A 15,796-nucleotide genomic window follows, 5' to 3' on the forward strand; every position below is an offset into this window, starting at 1 on the left:
TAATAACGAGGCAAAAACGATGACCGATGTACGTACACCTGTTGCCGATAATCCCGCTGTAGACCTGACACGCAATAGCGAAATAACCCACAAAGGCTGGAGTAAACACGACACCACCTGGATGCTTGGCCTCTATGGCACGGCGATTGGCGCCGGCACGTTGTTCCTGCCGATCAACGCCGGTGTCGGTGGTTTCTGGCCGCTGCTGCTGCTGGCGGTACTGGCCTTTCCAATGACCTTCTTCGCCCACCGCGGCCTGACGCGCTTCGTGCTGTCCGGGCGTTCCGGAGACATTACCGAAGTGGTGGAAGAACACTTCGGCGTCGGCGCCGGCAAGCTGATCACGCTGCTGTATTTCTTCGCGATCTTCCCGATTTTGCTGGTGTACAGCGTGGCACTGACCAACACCCTGAGCAGCCTCATGGAGCACCAGTTACACATGACACCGCCACCTCGGGCGATCCTGTCGCTGGGGCTGATTCTCGGCTTGATGGCGATCGTCCGTTGCGGTCAGAGCGTCATCGTCAAATGCATGAGCGTGCTGGTTTACCCGTTCGTCGCGGCATTGCTGCTGCTCGGCGTCAGCCTGATCCCGAACTGGAACGGCGCGTTCTTCGCCACTGCCAGCGAAGGCATGCCACTGCCGCTGTTCTTCAAGACCTTGTGGCTGGCGATTCCGGTGATGGTGTTCTCGTTCAACCATTCGCCGATCATCTCGGCCTTCGCCGTCGATCAGAAACAGCGTTACGGCGAGCAAGCCGAACGCAAGAGCAGTGGCATTCTCGCGATCGCTCACGTCATGATGGTCGTCACGGTGATGTTCTTCTGCTTCAGCTGCGTGCTGGCGTTGTCCCCGGCTGATTTAGCCGCTGCGAAGGCACAGAACATTTCGATCCTGTCGTACCTCGCCAACCACTTCCAGACACCGGTCATCGCTTATGCCGCGCCGTTGATTGCGCTGGTGGCGATCACCAAATCCTTCCTCGGCCATTACATCGGCGCCAGCGAAGGCTTTCAGGGCCTGATCGTGAAAAGCCTGCGTGGCCGTGGCCGCGTCATGTCCAGCAGTTGGCTGAACCGCGTCACTGCGCTGTTCATGATCCTCAGTTGCTGGGCCGTCGCGACCTTCAACCCGAGCATCTTGGGCATGATCGAAACCCTTGGCGGGCCGATCATCGCGTGCCTGCTGTTCCTGATGCCGATGTACGCCATCCGCCGTGTGCCGGCCTTGCGCCAGTACTCGAATCAGGCCTCGAACGTGTTTGTGGTATTGATCGGTTTGATTGCACTGTCTGCGATCATCTACTCGTTCATGCCCTGAAACGGGCAGGCAAAAAGAAGGCGGGCCAGAGTGCCCGCCATTTTTTTGCCGTGTTCATTGTTCCATCGTTTTCCCGGCATGCCCTTTGCTATATCCCTGTAGCAAACGCGATGATGGCGATATGGCTATGGAATGGCCGATGGTCTGGTGTTGCGAACTAATCCCGATCATGGCCGGTCAACAACTGCACGTTCAATCAGGCGGTGACGCATCATGGACAACCCCTTTCAACTCATTACCGATGCCTTTGCACCGGATTATCAAGTCAACCTGAGCATTCAGGGGCTGGACGGCAGCATCATGCTGACCCTCTCTAAAAGCGGCCGTGTAGTGGCCAAACGGATGATCAGCGCCGAACAGCGCAACGATCCCAAGCGCCTCAAACGCCTGGTGCAAAGCATTCAATTCGGCATCGCCATCGAACAGGGCCACAGCGCCGTGGCCATCCTCGAAGCCATGACCGACGGCGACAGTCGCAACCCGCCACCGCCCTTGGTCAAATCCCGGCACCGACCTTCAATGGGGCTTTAAAGCTCGCCCTTCTCCACTTCCGGATGCTCACCGGAACCCGCACCGATCTTGCGTTGCGGGTGTTCAATCTTCACCGAAGGAAATTGCGACGAGGCGTAACGCACCACCAGAATCGAAAACGCCAGCAGCAGAATCCCGCCGCACAGATAGATGATCCCCAGGTCTGGCGGATTGTGATGCGAGACGTTGGAGATCAGCAGCCGCGTCAGCGCAGTGATCGCCACGTAAATCAGGAAGCGCACCGGCATGTGGTTAGTCTTGAAGTAAATCCCGACCATTGCCCCCAGTTCCAGGTAGATGAACAGCAGCAAGATGTCATCGATCTTGATATGTCCCTGTTCGAGCATCCCGAGGAATTCCATCACCGCCGCCCACGCGGTCACCGCGCCGATGGCGAAAAGTGCCAGGTAGTGGAAGGTCTCGACGAACAGGTTGCCCAGGGACTCGGCCAGTTGGTGCACGTTCTGCCGCAGGTTCTCGGCCCAGTTGATTTTCACTTTGATGGTTCCTTAGCTCGGTTCGAGCGGATGATGCGGGTTGGACGTGACGGTTATTCTGCATGCAGAAAAAGGCCAGATGCTGTTGGGTGAGATGGCGATGGGCTGCTACTGGACACTTTTGTGGTGTCTGGACGGCCCCCATCGCGAGCAGGCTCGCTCCCACAAGAGATCTGCAGCGTTCACAAAACCATTGTGGGAGCGAGCCTGCTCGCGATGGGAGCAACACGGTCCACCTGACAAACCCTGAATTCGGTCTACATTAAAAAGCCACTACCCAAAGCGCGGGGATTCGCTTATCCTTTTCGCTGTATATAAATACAGTAGTCGAAACAGACAACTAATGTGAAGGCATGTGAGGTGGTGAATGGCCGTCGAAGTGGTATACCGCAGCAGCCGAGATCTGGAGCGCTTGTTCATGGATAAAGCCGAAGCTGACCGTCATGACAAAATGCTCGAACTGGCCGAATTGCTGGCTGAAGTGTTGCAGAAAGCCGTTCCGTCCCTGACCGAACAGCAAGTGGAAGAAGCCGGGATCTACATGGCGAAGAACCGTGATGTATTCGCCAAGGCATTCAAGAGCCAGCCGGACGCACTGTCCGAGTTGCTGAACGTGCCGGCTGAAATCGTTGAAAAGGCTGCACCCGTTGAAGCGATTGAGACAGCTGAGCCGACCAAGCCAGCCAAAGCCGCCAAGACACCAAAGTAAGCAATGCCCGAATTGAATAGGCCCTGAGTCAAATGGCTCAGGGCCTTTTTCATGCCTGCGGGAAACCTGGATCTAGGGTTGTTCCAGCGCCTCGACCAACGCCTTGAAGAACCGCGCCGCCTCGCCACCGGTAACCACGCGATGATCGAAGGTCAGGGACAGCGGCAGGATTGGATGCACCATCACTGCTCCGTCGACCGCCACCGGTTCATCGCGGATCGCCCCGGCAGCGAGAATCGCCACTTGCGGCGGCACCACCACCGGGTTGGCGTAACGGCCGAACAAGGTGCCGAAGTTCGACAGGGTCAGGGTGGCGCCCATCATTTCCTGGGGCGGGATCGAGCGTGCCTGCACGTCGGCCCGCAGACGCATCACACCTTCTTTCAAATCCGCTGCCGTACGCTGACCGACATCGCGCAGCACCGGTACGAACAAACCGTCAGGCGTATCCACGGCAATGCCCAGATCGAGTCGTTCGTGTTGCTTGAGCGCCAGGGTTTTGCCATCGAAGGCGCTGTTGAGCACCGGTTCTACGGCGCAGGCTGCCGCCATGGCCTTGGCCAGACGAATCAGCGGTTCTCGTGCCTGACCCCAGCGATGCAGGTCGGCATCACCGAAAATCGTCACCGGCACCACTTCGGCATGGGATCTGGCCATGTTCAGTGCCATGCTGCGTCGCACTCCGCGCAGCTTCTCGCCGCCGAAGCGTTCGCGTTCCGTTTGGGCCGCGTTTTCCACGTCGCTGCGGGTGATCTGACCATCCTGACCGGAGCCGACCAAGGCGCTCAGTTCAACACCGAGCTGCCGAGCCAGTTGACGCACCGCCGGCGTGGCACGGTTCGCCAGATGCTCACGAGTCGAAGGTGCAGCGCCGATGAAAAATGCATCCTCCTGATTCGTACCGCCGCCCTCAAGCCGCCCGACCACCGTACCCGCATCCGCTTCGCCTTCGTAACCGAGCAGAGGTTCGCCAACGTGAAGAATGTCGCCCTCGCCACCGAATGTTTTCGCCACCACTCCGTCGTAGGGCGCGGGAATGTCCACCAGCGCCTTGGCGGTTTCCACCGACACCAATAGTTGATCGGCCTTGACGGTGTCGCCGACCTTGACGTGCCAGCGAACGATTTCCGCCTCCTGCAAGCCTTCGCCCAGATCCGGCAGTTTGAAATATTTCATCGCAACCTCCTCTGTCAGGCGTGGTGCAGCACGATGTCGCAAGCGTGAAGAATGTCTTCGACGCCGGGCATGTACAGCGATTCCAGTCGATACAGCGGCGGTGGGATGTCGGGCGCGGTGACTCGCTGGATCGGTGCCTGCAATTGCAGAAATACCCGTTCGTAGAGGCTCGCAGCGATTTCCGCGCCAACCCCGCAGGAGCGCGGCGCTTCATGCACGATCACGCAGCGACCGGTCTTGCGCACCGAGGCTTCCATCGTGTCGAGGTCCAGAGGTTTGATACTGGCGACATCGATCACTTCCGCCGAGACCCCCTGCTCGGCCAGTTGCGTGGCGGCTTGCAGGGTTTCCATCACGCTGGCACCCCAACTGATCAAGGTAAGGTCGCTGCCTTCACGCAGGGTGAAACAGCAATCCAGCGGCAAGCGTTTACCGTCATCCAGCAGCGGTTGCGGGTTCATTCGATAGAGCCGGGTTGGTTCGAGAAATATCACCGGATCCGGATCATCGATGGCCGCGAGCAATAAGCCATAGGCCCGGGCTGGCGAGGACGGGATCACCACCCGCAGCCCCGGAATATGCGCGAACAGGGCTTCGGTGCTTTCGCTGTGATGTTCCGGCGCACGAATTCCTGCGCCCATCGGCGAGCGCATCACCATCGGGCAGGTGAGCCGCCCGCGCGTGCGATTGCGCATGCGGCTGGCGTGAGATACCAGATGCTCCATGGTGGCGTAGATGAAGCCCATGAACTGGATTTCCACCACCGGTTTCAGGCCTTGGGCGGCCATGCCCACCACCAGTCCACCGAGCATGGTTTCGGCCAGCGGCGAGTCGATCACCCGTTTGAAACCAAAACTGTCGCGCAGGCCCAACGTGGCGCGGAACACGCCACCATTCACCCCGACGTCTTCACCGAGGACGATGACGTTTTCGTCTTCACTCATGGCCCGATGCAACGCCAGATTCACCGCTTCCAGCAGCGTCACCTTACCGTTACTCATGGCCCGAACCTCCCGTCCGGCGCGCCACCCGTTCGAGGAAGTCTTCGCGCTGCTCGGCCAAAGCTTGCGGCCACTGGGCGTAGACATGATCGATCACCGATTCCGGTGCCTGCAGGCCCGCAGCTTCGAAGTTATCCACAGCCCCCTGCACCAAGCCTTGGCATTCGCTGATCAGTGCCTGTTCGCGACCCTCGTCCCATACGCCCTGTCCGGCCATGAAACGTTGCAGCCGTTTGATCGGCTCTTCGAGCCAGGCCTGCTTGACCTCATCCGCAGATCGGTAGCGCGTGGCATCGTCGGCGGTGGTGTGATCGCCGAGGCGATAGCTCAGGCATTCGAGTAACACCGGGCCTTTCCCGTGGCGCGCCCGTTCGAGGGCCGCTTGCATGCGGTCGTAAACGGCGAGCATGTCATTGCCGTCAACTTGCTCGCCGTGGAACCCGGCGCCAATGGCTTTTTGCGCCAAGGTCGGAGCGCCGCACTGAATTCGTCGCGGTACCGAGATCGCCCATTGGTTGTTGTTGATCACAAACACCACCGGCAACTGCCAGGCGCCAGCAACATTGAGGGCTTCGAGGAAATCACCTTTGCTGGTTCCGCCGTCGCCGCAAGTGGTGACCGCGACCCGATGCTCGCCGCGGATTTTGAAGGCGCTGGCAACGCCGCAGGCATGCAGGGCCTGGGTGGCGATCGGCACACAGATCGGGAAATCCTCAGCGACGGCCGGGTCGGCAAAGTCGCTGCCACGCTCATCGCCGCCCCAGTACAAAAGGATTTCTTCCATGCGCACACCGCGCATCAACTGCACGGCGGTGTCGCGGTAGTACGGGATCAATACATCTTCAGTGTGCATCAGGCTGCCGACCGCGACGCCAATGGCTTCCTGACCCAAGGTCGGCGCGTAGGTGCCGATGCGTCCGGTGCGTTGCAGGGCGACAGCTTTCTGATCGAAAAGGCGGGTCAGGACCATCTGCCGATACAGGCGCGTCAGCAGATTGAAGTCGTCGGCCCAGGTGGGAAGATTGCCGAGTAACCGGCCGTCAGGGGATAGAAATCGGGTGTAAGGCAACTCAACCTTGTGAAGCATCACAGGGCTCCTGGCACGCGGAGTCGGCGTGCAATTGTCAGGCCCTACGTTTGTGGCGCAGGGCTTGGGGAGCAATGGGCCGGATAGGCTCTCACTCCTTTCAAACTTTTCACCAGTACAAGCATTACCGGTACAACACTTTCTCCGCCAACTCATCCGCCACCCGGGCCGGAGAACGCTTTTCCGCCTGGGCATGGGCGAAGACTTCGGTCAGCCGTGAACTGATTTTCGACAGGTGCGCGGTGATGGTCGTCAGCTCTTCCCCTCGGTGTTTGAGCGACACGTAGATCAGCCCGCCGGCATTGATCACGTAATCGGGCGCATACAAAATGCCCCGGCGTTCCAGTTGATCGGCGATTTCCAGATGGATCAGTTGGTTGTTTGCCGAACCGGCGACCGCCGCGCAGCGCAGTTGCGACACACTGTTGCTGTTAAGCACACCGCCCAGGCCGCAGGGCGCGAGTATGTCGCACGGTGTGCTGAGCAGCGCATCGTTGGCGATTGGATGAGCGCCCAATTGCTCCATGGCCAGCTGCACTTTTCCGTGATCGATGTCGCTGACCAGCAGCTCGGCACCGGCTGCGTGTAGCTGTTCGGCCAAGGCATAACCGACGTTGCCCAAGCCTTGAATGGCGACGCGCAATCCTTCGAGATTATCGCTGCCCAGGCGGGCCATGGCGGTGCTGCGAATACCGGCGAATACGCCCATGGCGGCGTGCGGCGCCGGGTCGCCTGCGGCAGTGGTGCTGGTGACGAATTGCGTCTGTTGGGCGATGCAATCCATGTCCGCCACCGAGGTACCGGCGTCGATGGCGGTGATGTAGCGACCGTCGAGTTCGTTGATGCAGCGCCCGAAAGCTTCAAATAGCGCGGCGCGGTTTTCCACATGGGCCGGGCGAACAATCACCGCAACGCCACCGCCCTGAGCCAGGCCGGCCAGGGCCGCCTTGTAACTCATGCCTTGGGCAAGGCGCACGGCATCCTCGATCGCGGATTCATCGCTGGGGTAAGCAAGGTAACGACACCCGCCCAGGGCAGGCCCCAGACGGCTGTTGTGGATGGCAATCACCGCCTTCAATCCGGTGACCGGATCGACGCTCAGGTGCAGCGATTCAAGGCGAGTGCTTTGCATGAGAGCGAACATCGTAGGGCTCCCGAATCACTTCTTGTAGTCGCCAGTATAGGCTTGCGCACAAAAATTGCAGAAGCGCACCGGAATAAGCGGCGTCGCTTTGAACGCTTTCGGACATAACCTGTTACTGCCTGTGTGCAGCACTGGACGAAAACCTGTGACGGGGCTAAAACGAGGCATTCGCCGGAGATTTTGATGACCCCGCGCCAACGTTTTTTTGACTGTCTACAACGATCACCGCCCGCGCTGTTCGAGGCAGCGCTGTGGATGGCCGTCGAGCACGATAAGGAGCTGAATCCCGAGGCCGTGCTGGCGGACTTCAAGGACCTGCAACAACGGGTCAGCTATGGGTTGCCGATGCTGCCGGTGAGTGAATTGGCCCAACCGTTGTTGCGGCGAATGAATGACCTGGGGTTCGCTCAGGACGACTCCACGCCCTTGCGCCCGCAAGTGGCGTTACTCAATAAAGTACTGGAACGTCGGCGGGGGCAACCGCTGGTGCTGGGCCTGATTGCGCTGGAACTGGCCAGAAGGCTGGAGATACCCATGGGGTCAATTTTCCCGGGCATTTCCTGCTGCGGGTACAAGGCGCCGATCATCTGCTCGACCCGTGTGGCGGGCGACGGCTGTACCCCAATGATTGTCGAGAACTGCTGCAACGTCAGTACGGCCCGAACATGAAGCTTGGCGCCGAGCATTTGCTGACCGCCGAACCGGCGCAGATGCTGCAACGGCTGTCGCGCAACCTGCGCCAGCTGTACCTCACCAACGATGATTACATCGACGCCTTGATCGACGCCGAGCGCGTGCTTGAGTTGGGCAACGCCAACGCCTCCGACTATCTGGCCCGGGCCAGCCTCTACCAACGACTGGACTGCCCGAATGCCGAGCGCTTTGACCTGGAGCATGCGCTGCTGCTCAGTGACGATCCGATCCAGCGGATTCGCCTGACTGAACGATTAGGGCACCTACCGCCTAACTCGGTCGTGCATTAAAAGCAAAAGATCGCAGCCTTCGGCAGGACCTTGTTTCTGACAACCTTGTTACGGGGTATCGGGCTGATTCGCCGGATGGGCCAGGAAGAAGGCTGGATGTGTCGCCGCTAGCGCCGCCACCCGACGAATTCGCGGGTAGGCTTCCAGTGAAATATTGAAGCGCTCGGCCGCATACAGCTGCGGGATCAAATAGACGTCCGCCAGCCCCGGTTGATCGCCAAAGCAGTAACCGGTGTCACCGATCATTTGCTCCACCGTCGCCAACCCTTGGCTGATCCAGTGACCGATCCACTCCACCACCTGCGGCTCATCGTGCCCCAACTGCCGAAGCTTGTTGAGCACGCTGACGTTGTGCAGCGGATGCACATCGCACCCGATCACCGCCGCCACGCCACGCTCATGGGCGCGGGCGGCGAGGTCTTTGGACAGCAATGGCACCTGTGGATAACGTTCCTCCAGGTATTCGATGATCGCCGGTGACTGGATCAGCAACTCGCCCTCATCAGTGCGCAAAGCCGGCACCCGGCCTTGCGGGTTGATGCCCAGATACGTCGGCTGCCGATGTTCGCCACCTTGCGGCGCGATCAGGTTGATTGGCAGCGCCTGGTAATCCAGCCCCTTCAACGCCAGCGCGATACGCACCCGGTAAGACGAGGTCGAACGGTAGTAGGTATAGAGTTCCATGACCCGATCCTCTTAGCGCGCTGGCAGCACTTTGCCGCGGCATTCGCCGAAACCGATGGAAGCAAAACCCTCGCGGCTGCAACGCGCGCGCAGAATGATTTCGTCACCATCCTCAAGAAATTTACGCACCTCGCCCGACGCCAGTTCGATCGGTTTTTTACCGCCCTCGGTGATTTCCAGCAGGCTGCCGAACTGACCGTTTTCAGGACCGGACAACGTGCCCGAACCGAACAGATCACCCGCCTGCAACTGGCAACCATTGACGCTGTGGTGCGCAACCAGTTGGGCAACGGTCCAGTACATGTGTTGGGTGTTGCTGAGGGTCAGGCGATGGGCTGGCAGATTTTGCTCGCGCATCGATTCAGTCAGTAGCAGCACTTCTAGTTCGATGTCGAAGGCACCGGCAGCCTGATCACGTTTATCGAACAGGTACGGCAACGGCTGCGGATCGCCTTCCGGGCGCACAGGCTGGGCACGACGGAACGGCTCCAGCGCTTCGGCCGTCACCACCCACGGCGAAATACTGGTGATGAAACTCTTGGAGAGGAACGGACCCAGCGGCTGGTATTCCCAGGCCTGGATGTCCCGTGCCGACCAGTCGTTGAGCAGGCAGAAACCGGCGATGTGATTGGCGGCATCACCGATGGCGATCGAGTCGCCCATTTCGTTGCCCTGACCGATCCAGATACCCAGTTCCAATTCGTAGTCCAGTCGTGCGCACGGACCAAACGTCGGCTCGGTCTGGCCGGCCGGCAGGGTCTGGCCTTTCGGACGGCGAACGTCAGCGCCGGACGGGCGAATAGTCGAAGCACGGCCGTGGTAACCAATCGGCACGTACTTGTAGTTCGGCAGCAACGGGTTGTCCGGGCGGAACAGTTTGCCGACATTCTGCGCATGCTCGATGCCGACGTAGAAATCGGTGTAGTCGTTGATCTTCGCCGGCAGGTGCATTTCGCAATCCGCCGCCAGCGGCAGCAGTTTGGCGCCTTGGGCTTCGATCTTGCCGTGCAGGGTGCTGCCTTCAGCAAACAGTTCCAGCAGACGTTCGCGCAAAGCGACACGAGCCTCGCGGCCCAATTCGAAGAACGCATTCAACTGGCCGCCACGGGTGGTTTCGACTGCTTTCTTCGCAATGCCATCGAACAAGCCGGCATCCAGTGCCGCTTCCAGATCAAAGATATGGTCGCCGATCGCCACGCCACTGCGCGGCGCGGAGTCCTTCACGCTGAACACGCCCAACGGCAGGTTTTGCAGCGGAAAATCCGCGTGGCCGTTGGCGGAGGCAACCCAGCTACGAGTGATGGAAGTCTGAGTCATGGGTTATCTCCGGGTCGGGTCGAAAGTGGCGGGCAGCGTGGCCCAGCAAGCGTCGTAATTGTTTTGCAGTTGCGGGCACTCCAGGGCGAATCGGCTCGGGCGCAACACCTGGCTGGTCTCGAACATGAAGGCCATGGTGTTATCGATTTTAGCCGGCGCCAGCTCAGCGTTGATCGCCTTGGTACAGGTCTCGCCATCGGGACCGTGGGCGCTCATGCAGCTATGCAACGAGGCGCCGCCAGGCACGAAACCCTCGGCCTTGGCATCGTATTCGCCCTGGATCAGGCCCATGAATTCGTTCATCAGGTTGCGGTGGAACCATGGTGGACGGAACGTTTTCTCGGCGACCATCCAGCGTGGCGGGAAGATTACGAAGTCGAGGTTGGCCAAACCATGCACGCTGGTCGGCGAGGTCAGGACGGTGAAAATCGACGGATCCGGGTGATCGAAACTGACCGTGCCAATGGTGTTGAAACGGCGCAGGTCATATTTGTACGGTACGTTATTGCCGTGCCAGGCGACCACGTTCAGCGGCGAATGATCGAGCTCGCACCCCCATAACTGGCCGAGGAATTTCTGCACCAGGGTGGTCGGTTGCTTGAGGTTTTCGTAATGGGCCACCGGAGCCAGGAAATCTCGAGGGTTAGCCAGACCGTTACTGCCGATCGGCCCCAGATCCGGCAGGCGCAAAGGGGCACCATGGTTTTCCGCGATGTAGCCGCGGGCTTGCGGATCGAGCAGTTCGACGCGGAATTTCAGCCCGCGCGGCAGAACGGCGATTTCCAGCGGTTCCAACTCCAGCACGCCCAGTTCGGTGGCGATACGCAAGCGGCCCAGTTGCGGCACCAGCAACAGTTCGCCATCGGCGTTAAAGAACACGCGCTCCATGGAACGGTTGGCGCTGTAGTTATAAATGCTGATCCCGGCCGGTTTTTCCGCGCCCGAGTTGGCGGCCATGCTCACCAGCCCGTCGATGAAATCGGTCGGTTCGGTCGGAATGTCCAACGGATTCCAGCGCAGGCGATTGGGGGTTACTTCACCCAATGGGCCACCGGCCAGTTGCCGATCCAGTTTGACGAATGCCGGGTGGTTGGCCGACGGCTGAATGCGGTACATCCAGGTCCGTCGTGCTTCGCTGCGAGCCATGGTAAAGGCCGTACCGGAGAACAGTTCGGTGTACAGGCCGTAAGGGGCTTTTTGCGGAGAGTTCTGGCCGACGGGCAGTGCGCCGGGCAACGCTTCGCTGCTGAATTCGTTGCCAAAGCCTGACTGATAAGCCAGCGCTGGCGCCGTTGAATCGAGGTTCATGGAGCCTCCTGAACGGGAGTAGGCAATGGCCTGTCACTCTGTTGAAGAGGTCTTGGCACGCCTGGGTTATTTTTATCGTAATTCGATTACGCATAACGTAATTTGATTGGTATTGACCGTCAAGCTATAAAGACGCCCATTCGTCCCGGGATCACACCGCCTCATGACCAGCGAAAGCAACGGTAAACAGAAAGTCCGTTCGGCCGAAGTCGGTACCGACATCCTCAAGGCGCTTGCCGAGCTGTCGCCGTCGACCTCACTGTCGCGCCTGGCCGAACACGTGCAGATGCCAGCGAGCAAGGTGCATCGCTATTTGCAGGCGCTGATCGCCAGCGGCTTTGCCGAGCAGAACCCCGCCACCAACCATTACGGCCTCGGCCGTGAAGCGCTTCGCGTCGGCCTGGCTGCTTTGAATAGTATGGACGTGCTGAAAGTCGCCGCCCTGCCCTTGGCCGAGTTGCGTGATGAGCTGAATGAGACCTGCTTTATAGCGGTGTGGGGCAATCAGGGCGCGACGGTGGTGCACATCGAACCGGCGGTGCGCGCGGTGACAGTGGTCACGCAATTGGGCTCGGTTTTACCGTTGCTCAGTTCGTCGACAGGGCTGGTGTTCAGTGCCTATTTGCCACACCGGGAAACAGATGAATTGCGCGAGCAGGAAATCGCCGTCGATGCCCATCCGCTGGCGGACGAAAAGGTTTATGCGAGCTTATGCGAACAGATCCGCGAACGCGGCCTGCACCATGTTCACGGCTTGCTGATGCCCGGCGTGGATGCGTTGTCGGCGCCGGTGTTCAATGCGGTCGGGCAGGTGGCGGCGGTGATGACCATCGTCGGCCCGACCTCGTTGTTTCACGCCGATGAAAACGGCCCGGCGGCGCAGCGTTTGCTGGCGGCGACCCGGGCCGTGAGTTGGCGGATGGGGTTTGAGCCCACTGCGCCGACATCATAAAAAAAACGGTTGTGCATCAACATAAATTCGCACAACCGCTTTTCATTAAATCACCGATTCAGCCAGAAAAATCTGCGCCATGTCTGCGCCCAGCCCATTGACTTCGTCAAACTCCAGACCTTTAAAACGATACTGCGAATCGAACGTATAAGCCTCGGAAAAAAGCCCCAAATGCTCTCCTTCAAAATACGGTACTTCACCCTCCTGTAACTTCAGGAAAAATGCCCATACCAGTGTTTGAGAATACGTGACCAACGGATTCTCAAGGGCATTAACACCGTTGACATAGACTTTGTTTACATCAATTCCACGACCACTGACCTTCGCATGCAAAATGGCACGCACGCGTTCAATATTCAGATCTTCCATGATTTAAAACTCCATAACTAACAGTTGATAGCGACTGATTTCGGGCGCTGATCGACATCTTAACGACAACCGTAACCAATGCACGCGACAGTCTGTTTGCATTAGTTACAGTTACTTGCTGCCCGACTATCAAGCTTGCGATATAAGCCCCAACTTCTTCGCTGTGGCCACGGCTTGGGTTCGACGCTCAACGCCCAACTTGCCATGTATTCGTCGCGCGTGGGTTTTCACCGTATGCAATGAAATAAACAACTGCTCGGCAATCTGCTGATTCGAGTTGCCTTGGGCGATCAACCCCAGCACCTCAAGCTCTCGCCCACTCAGCGGGTTGGCCTCCATCGCCGTCGAGTTCAATTGTTCATCTTCACCCAGGCGACACAGCAGGCTCGGCTGGCGAAGGCGCAATTCGCGCAAGGCCTGCTGCAAGTTGCAGCGGTTCACCAGTTCCAGGCCTGCCTCCAGTGCTGACCTGGCAAGCGTGGCTTCGCCGATAAGATCCGCCACTTCGGCAATCGCAAAGTGCAGTTCGGTTTCCAGCGCCAGCATGGCATGGCGTTGCGCGTGATCGAGCAAGGCCTTGAGCTGATCCAGCGGTTTTTTCGCCTGTTTCAGACAGGTCTCTGCCAGCACTAACTGATATTCGACCCGCACAATCAACTCCAGGGTCGCCGGCGGCGCCTGACGAGCATTCGGCCCGCGATAGTGACGCAGCACGCGGCTCAGGGCCTCGTGTGCCAGTTCCGGGCGACCTTGTTGCAGCCAGAGCTGACTGCTGACTTGCAGCAGAACACCGCGGTAGACGGTGTCTGGAATATGCCGCTGTTGCATCAGCCGCTCAGCGTCGCGCAAGCAGACAAACGCCTGGGCGTAATCGCCTTTGTTCGCAGCTAATTGAGCCTGACCCAGAAACCCATACAACACGCGCTTGTCGTGATTGCGCGAGCAATCGTCCAGGCCCGCCTGAAAGAACTCGGCAGCGCGCTTGTCTGCGCCCACGCACAGGGCCAACCGCCCACGACGCAATGCAATTCGTCCCAACAACGGTGCAGGTCGATCCGAACGCTGGCGGAGCAATTCATCGATGTCGCAAAGTAGACTTTCGGCCCGCACCGCTGCGCCCCGTTGCTCCAGCAGTTGCGCGTGATCGAGTTCCATCAAGCCTTCGGACACCAGCGAACCTTGCGCCCGCGCCAGGCACAGCGCCTCGCGGTTATGGGCTTGGGCCACGTCGAGTTCGTCTCTTAGCAATGCCTGTTGCGTCAGACCGGACAAACACATCAGGCGAGCCGTCCAGCATTCGGGATCGAGCGCGCTCAACGCTTCAAGAAAGTGTGCGCACGAAGTTTCCATTCGCCCTTGCAAATGCAGTAACCAACCCTGCAGGGACTGCCAGCGCGCAATCAATTGACGCTGAAGCACCGCCGAGGGTTGAGGTGTGAAATTCGCCAAATGAGCGATGCAGAGAGTCGCTTGTTCAAAACGTCCGGCGAACAACAGCGCAGCTGTAATCAGTCCGACCAGCTGCGGGCTGCCAAGCGTCAACTCCTCGCCTTGCTGCTCATGCAAACGCAACAACAGCACCACCGTCTGCTCCTCGAACAAATGCTCGAAACTGAAGTGCTGCAACAGGCTGACCGCCACTTCGTATTCCTCGGCGAGCAATGCCTGTTCGAAGGCCGACTTCCAGTCCTGCTCGGCACAGAACCACTGGCAGGCACGTCGATGCCAGGAGCGTCCCGCCGGCCATTGCTCATCACGCAACAACTGGGTGAAGGGAGTGAAAATCTGCAGCCAGTCGGTGGAATCCCGCCAAGGCTCGATAAAACAGCCCAGCGTTTGCAAGGTCCGCAAGTACTGAGCGCCCTCCCCGGCCCCAAACAGGTGATCGCACAGTCGGGCATTGAAGCGCGGCAAATGGGCCAATACGCGCCAGACCTCGCTTAACTCTGGCGTCAGCGAGCTGAACAACTCGTGTTCCAGGTAATCGAGCAAGGTGTCCGCCCGGCCCAAGGGTTTGTCCTGACGCGACCAATCGCACTTCTGCAGCAACGCAATCCGCACACCGGCACACCAGCCGCCAGTGCGCTGGACGATTCGACTGGCCACCTTGCTGGCCTGCTCAGGTACCCAGGGCTGCAATATCTGCTCGACTTCACCCGAGGTAAAAGCCAGCGAAGCGCTCTCGCATTCGTACAATTCATCGTCGAGCAGCAATCTTGGCCAGTTGCAGGGCGGCCGCCGACGGGCGCCCAGCCACCACGTCAGCATCGGACTGCTGATCGCCAGCATACGATCCAGTAACTGGTCCAGCTCCGGGTTCGGCAGACGACAGTAGTCATCGAGAAACAACCAGGCCGGTGTCTGCAATCGCGCCAGATCGCCCAGCAACCCGTTTTCATCCGATGAGGCCAGCCCCAACGTCTCTGCCAGACGATGACGAAAATCTGCCGCGCTCGACGCCACGCCAGACAGTGGCAACCAATGCACCCGGCACTGGGTTGGCGCTTGCAACAGGCATTCGGCGAGCAGCGCGCTCTTGCCACTGCCGGCGGGTGCGCAGAGCAATTTCACCCGTGCCGTCGAGGCCAGTAACGGCTCGCTCAAGCGGGCCCGCGACAGGTGATGAGAAGACAGGCGGGGAAGGAATCCAGAACGGTCCAGACACGGAGTCATGGCGGTCATTGCGGCGTGCCTTTTTATAATTGTCCGGCAACCCT

Annotated in this window: 13 protein-coding genes and 2 pseudogenes; 5 read left to right on the plus strand and 10 right to left on the minus strand. The window is 59.4% G+C overall.

The window, feature by feature from the left end:
• The first annotated feature begins 19 nt into the window (after positions 1-19).
• Together AB4O41_RS12175 and AB4O41_RS12180 are read left to right on the plus strand one after the other, a co-directional pair.
• Positions 20-1,321: a serine/threonine transporter gene (locus tag AB4O41_RS12175; RefSeq protein WP_460147880.1), complete on the plus strand. Its 1,302-nt coding sequence runs from the start codon at positions 20-22 to the stop codon at positions 1,319-1,321.
• A gap of 213 nt (positions 1,322-1,534) precedes the next feature.
• Positions 1,535-1,852, plus strand: a complete 318-nt coding sequence (locus AB4O41_RS12180; protein WP_460147881.1) for a DUF3509 domain-containing protein — start codon at positions 1,535-1,537, stop codon at positions 1,850-1,852.
• On the opposite strand, the gene AB4O41_RS12185 is transcribed toward AB4O41_RS12180, so the two are convergent.
• Positions 1,849-2,349, minus strand: coding sequence for a phosphate-starvation-inducible protein PsiE (locus AB4O41_RS12185; protein WP_460147882.1), 501 nt, complete (start codon positions 2,347-2,349; stop codon positions 1,849-1,851). The two genes, AB4O41_RS12180 and AB4O41_RS12185, sit on opposite strands and share 4 nt — an antisense overlap.
• A gap of 367 nt (positions 2,350-2,716) precedes the next feature.
• Here AB4O41_RS12185 and AB4O41_RS12190 point away from each other — a divergent pair.
• Positions 2,717-2,956, plus strand: a pseudogene (locus AB4O41_RS12190) (YebG family protein); the annotation flags it as partial.
• A gap of 174 nt (positions 2,957-3,130) precedes the next feature.
• Here the strand turns inward: AB4O41_RS12190 and AB4O41_RS12195 are convergent.
• The 4 genes from AB4O41_RS12195 to AB4O41_RS12210 all read right to left on the minus strand — a co-directional run bounded on the left by AB4O41_RS12195 (position 3,131) and on the right by AB4O41_RS12210 (position 7,466).
• Positions 3,131-4,234, minus strand: coding sequence for a dihydrolipoamide acetyltransferase family protein (locus tag AB4O41_RS12195; RefSeq protein WP_460147883.1), 1,104 nt, complete (start codon positions 4,232-4,234; stop codon positions 3,131-3,133).
• A 14-nt stretch (positions 4,235-4,248) separates the two neighbouring features.
• The gene (locus AB4O41_RS12200; protein WP_460147884.1) at positions 4,249-5,235 is read right to left on the minus strand and encodes an alpha-ketoacid dehydrogenase subunit beta; all 987 of its coding nucleotides are present in this window, start codon (positions 5,233-5,235) and stop codon (positions 4,249-4,251) included.
• Positions 5,228-6,322 carry a pyruvate dehydrogenase (acetyl-transferring) E1 component subunit alpha gene (gene pdhA, locus AB4O41_RS12205; RefSeq protein ID WP_460147885.1) on the minus strand — a complete coding sequence of 365 codons (1,095 nt, stop codon included), beginning with the start codon at positions 6,320-6,322 and terminating at the stop codon, positions 5,228-5,230. The genes AB4O41_RS12200 and pdhA overlap by 8 nt, the downstream gene beginning before the upstream one ends.
• A gap of 124 nt (positions 6,323-6,446) precedes the next feature.
• Positions 6,447-7,466, minus strand: coding sequence for a Glu/Leu/Phe/Val dehydrogenase family protein (locus tag AB4O41_RS12210; protein ID WP_460147886.1), 1,020 nt, complete (start codon positions 7,464-7,466; stop codon positions 6,447-6,449).
• Positions 7,467-7,649: 183 nt separating this feature from the next.
• On the opposite strand from AB4O41_RS12210, the pseudogene AB4O41_RS12215 reads away from it, so the two are divergent.
• Positions 7,650-8,449: pseudogene (locus AB4O41_RS12215) on the plus strand (SirB1 family protein).
• A 48-nt stretch (positions 8,450-8,497) separates the two neighbouring features.
• Here AB4O41_RS12215 and maiA read toward each other — a convergent pair.
• From maiA to hmgA, 3 genes are read right to left on the minus strand one after another with little or no spacing between them, the layout of a single operon-like run.
• Positions 8,498-9,133, minus strand: coding sequence for a maleylacetoacetate isomerase (maiA, locus tag AB4O41_RS12220; RefSeq protein WP_460147887.1), 636 nt, complete (start codon positions 9,131-9,133; stop codon positions 8,498-8,500).
• 12 nt (positions 9,134-9,145) lie between these two features.
• Positions 9,146-10,450 carry a fumarylacetoacetase gene (gene fahA / locus AB4O41_RS12225; RefSeq protein WP_460147888.1) on the minus strand — a complete coding sequence of 435 codons (1,305 nt, stop codon included), beginning with the start codon at positions 10,448-10,450 and terminating at the stop codon, positions 9,146-9,148.
• A 3-nt stretch (positions 10,451-10,453) separates the two neighbouring features.
• Positions 10,454-11,758, minus strand: coding sequence for a homogentisate 1,2-dioxygenase (gene hmgA, locus AB4O41_RS12230; RefSeq protein ID WP_460147889.1), 1,305 nt, complete (start codon positions 11,756-11,758; stop codon positions 10,454-10,456).
• A gap of 163 nt (positions 11,759-11,921) precedes the next feature.
• On the opposite strand from hmgA, the gene AB4O41_RS12235 reads away from it, so the two are divergent.
• On the plus strand, positions 11,922-12,710 hold the full coding sequence (locus AB4O41_RS12235) for an IclR family transcriptional regulator (protein WP_460147890.1): 789 nt from the start codon (positions 11,922-11,924) through the stop codon (positions 12,708-12,710).
• A gap of 45 nt (positions 12,711-12,755) precedes the next feature.
• Here the strand turns inward: AB4O41_RS12235 and AB4O41_RS12240 are convergent, their stop codons facing one another.
• Complete coding sequence (locus tag AB4O41_RS12240; protein ID WP_460147891.1) at positions 12,756-13,079, minus strand: hypothetical protein; 324 nt, start codon at positions 13,077-13,079, stop codon at positions 12,756-12,758.
• A 129-nt stretch (positions 13,080-13,208) separates the two neighbouring features.
• On the minus strand, positions 13,209-15,761 hold the full coding sequence (locus tag AB4O41_RS12245; RefSeq protein ID WP_460147892.1) for a LuxR C-terminal-related transcriptional regulator: 2,553 nt from the start codon (positions 15,759-15,761) through the stop codon (positions 13,209-13,211).
• Positions 15,762-15,796: the final 35 nt, after the last annotated feature.

The sequence above is a fragment of the Pseudomonas sp. S2_A02 genome, assembly GCF_054668495.1.

What these genes read in the sequence shown, in the direction of transcription:
- AB4O41_RS12245 (WP_460147892.1), bottom strand. Translation starts at nt 15,761, where the DNA reads ATGACCGCCATGACTCCGTGTCTGGACCGTTCTGGATTCCTTCCCCGC.
- AB4O41_RS12180 (WP_460147881.1), top strand. Translation starts at nt 1,535, where the DNA reads ATGGACAACCCCTTTCAACTCATTACCGATGCCTTTGCACCGGATTAT.
- maiA (WP_460147887.1), bottom strand. Translation starts at nt 9,133, where the DNA reads ATGGAACTCTATACCTACTACCGTTCGACCTCGTCTTACCGGGTGCGT.
- AB4O41_RS12210 (WP_460147886.1), bottom strand. Translation starts at nt 7,466, where the DNA reads ATGTTCGCTCTCATGCAAAGCACTCGCCTTGAATCGCTGCACCTGAGC.
- fahA (WP_460147888.1), bottom strand. Translation starts at nt 10,450, where the DNA reads ATGACTCAGACTTCCATCACTCGTAGCTGGGTTGCCTCCGCCAACGGC.
- pdhA (WP_460147885.1), bottom strand. Translation starts at nt 6,322, where the DNA reads ATGCTTCACAAGGTTGAGTTGCCTTACACCCGATTTCTATCCCCTGAC.
- AB4O41_RS12240 (WP_460147891.1), bottom strand. Translation starts at nt 13,079, where the DNA reads ATGGAAGATCTGAATATTGAACGCGTGCGTGCCATTTTGCATGCGAAG.
- AB4O41_RS12200 (WP_460147884.1), bottom strand. Translation starts at nt 5,235, where the DNA reads ATGAGTAACGGTAAGGTGACGCTGCTGGAAGCGGTGAATCTGGCGTTG.
- AB4O41_RS12175 (WP_460147880.1), top strand. Translation starts at nt 20, where the DNA reads ATGACCGATGTACGTACACCTGTTGCCGATAATCCCGCTGTAGACCTG.
- hmgA (WP_460147889.1), bottom strand. Translation starts at nt 11,758, where the DNA reads ATGAACCTCGATTCAACGGCGCCAGCGCTGGCTTATCAGTCAGGCTTT.
- AB4O41_RS12195 (WP_460147883.1), bottom strand. Translation starts at nt 4,234, where the DNA reads ATGAAATATTTCAAACTGCCGGATCTGGGCGAAGGCTTGCAGGAGGCG.
- AB4O41_RS12235 (WP_460147890.1), top strand. Translation starts at nt 11,922, where the DNA reads ATGACCAGCGAAAGCAACGGTAAACAGAAAGTCCGTTCGGCCGAAGTC.